Origin of the sequence: Pseudomonas emilianonis, assembly GCF_023072625.1 — a bacterium.
Lineage (GTDB): Bacteria > Pseudomonadota > Gammaproteobacteria > Pseudomonadales > Pseudomonadaceae > Aquipseudomonas > Aquipseudomonas paraveronii.
In genome coordinates this window covers 1-1,666 of sequence record NZ_JAKNRV010000623.1, presented here as the reverse complement: position 1 = coordinate 1,666, position 1,666 = coordinate 1, and the positions used below count along the sequence as shown (strand labels likewise).

Annotated in this window: 2 protein-coding genes; both read right to left on the bottom strand. The window is 65.2% G+C overall.

Annotation, left to right across the window (positions count from 1 at the left end; genetic code table 11):
- On the bottom strand, window positions 1-673 hold a 673-nt coding region (gene mutL, locus L9Z73_RS30165), incomplete at its 3' end, for a DNA mismatch repair endonuclease MutL (RefSeq protein ID WP_247408595.1).
- Window positions 673-1,666: N-acetylmuramoyl-L-alanine amidase (locus L9Z73_RS30160; RefSeq protein WP_247408593.1), on the bottom strand; the 994-nt coding region annotated here is incomplete at its 5' end. The genes mutL and L9Z73_RS30160, both read right to left, overlap by 1 nt.

The window sequence follows — 1,666 nt, the reverse complement described above, 5'->3', positions numbered from 1 at the left end:
ACACCGCCGCCACCCGCCGGGCGCGCGCGGCGTCGTCGTTGGCTTCGTGTAGGCTGAGGATGGTCTTGCCGTTGTGACGCAGGTGGAATGCCACGTCGAACCGCGCCAGGGCCAGGCGCTTGATGACTTCCTGCAGGTGATCGAATTCGGTTTTCTCGGCCTTGAGGAATTTGCGTCGCGCCGGGGTGTTGAAGAACAGGTCGCGCACTTCCACCGAAGTGCCCACCGGATGCGCAGCCGGCTGGACCCGAGGCGCCATGTCGCGGCCTTCGGTCTCCACTTGCCAGGCCTGGTCGGCGCTGCGCGTGCGGGAGGTCAGGGTCAGGCGCGCCACGGAGCTGATCGAGGCCAGGGCCTCGCCGCGAAAGCCCAGGCTCATCACCCGTTCAAGGTCTTCGAGGTCGCGAATCTTGCTGGTGGCGTGACGCGCCAGTGCCAGCGGCAGGTCATCGGAGGAGATGCCGCTGCCGTCGTCACGCACCCGCAGCAGCTTGACGCCGCCCTGCTCGACGTCGACATCGATGCGCTTGGCGCCGGAGTCGATGCTGTTTTCCAGCAACTCCTTGATCACCGAAGCCGGCCGCTCGACCACCTCGCCCGCCGCAATCTGGTTGGCAAGGCGCGGGCTGAGCAGTTCGATGCGTGAGCCGCTGTTGAGGATCGATTCACTCATTACTGTGCCGCCAATTCAGTGCCAGGGATGGTCAACACCTGGCCGACCTTCAACTCATCGGTTTTCAGGTTGTTGGCGTTGCGCAAGGTCGCGGCCGACACTTGGAAACGCACCGCCAGCATGGCCAGGGTGTCGCCAGGCTGCACGCGATGGTCACGCGGGCCCTGGGCGATTTTCCCGGAGTCGCGCAGCCAGGCGACATACGTGCCCGGCGGCGGGTTCTGCTGGAAGAACTGACGCACACCGGCACTGATGGAGCGTGCCAATGCCTGCTGATGGCTGGCGCTGGCCAGTTTCGAGGCTTCGTTGGCGTTGGAGATAAACCCGGTTTCCACCAGGATCGACGGGATGTCCGGCGATTTCAACACCATGAACCCGGCCTGCTCAACGCGCTGTTTGTGCAGCGATGTCACGCGACCGATGTTGCTCAGGACTTTCTGCCCGACGTTCAAGCTGGAGGTCAGCGAGGCGGTCATCGACAGGTCGAGCAGTACACCGGCAAGCATCTTGTCCTTGTCGTCGAGGGACACGTTGCCGGCCCCACCGATCAAGTCGGAACGGTTTTCACTGTCGGCCAGCCAGCGGGCCGTCTCGGACGTGGCGCCGCGATCCGACAGGGCAAACACCGAGGCGCCGAAGGCGGCGGACGAAGGCGCCGCGTCGGCGTGGATCGAGACGAACAGGTCGGCGCCCTTCTTGCGTGCGATTTCGGTACGGCCGCGCAGCGGGATGAAGTAGTCGCCGGTACGGGTCAGCTCGGCGCGATAGCCTTTCATGCCGCTGACCTGGCGCTGCAATTCACGGGCGATGGCCAACACCACGTCTTTTTCATGCTGGCCACGCGAGCCGGAAGCGCCCGGGTCTTCACCGCCGTGACCAGCGTCGATCACCACGATAATGTCGCGTTTACCCGCAGGCGCCGGCGGCGGCGGTGGCAACTTGACCTGCGGTTGCGACGGGCTGACTGGCACGGCCGGTACGGTCGCCACGCTT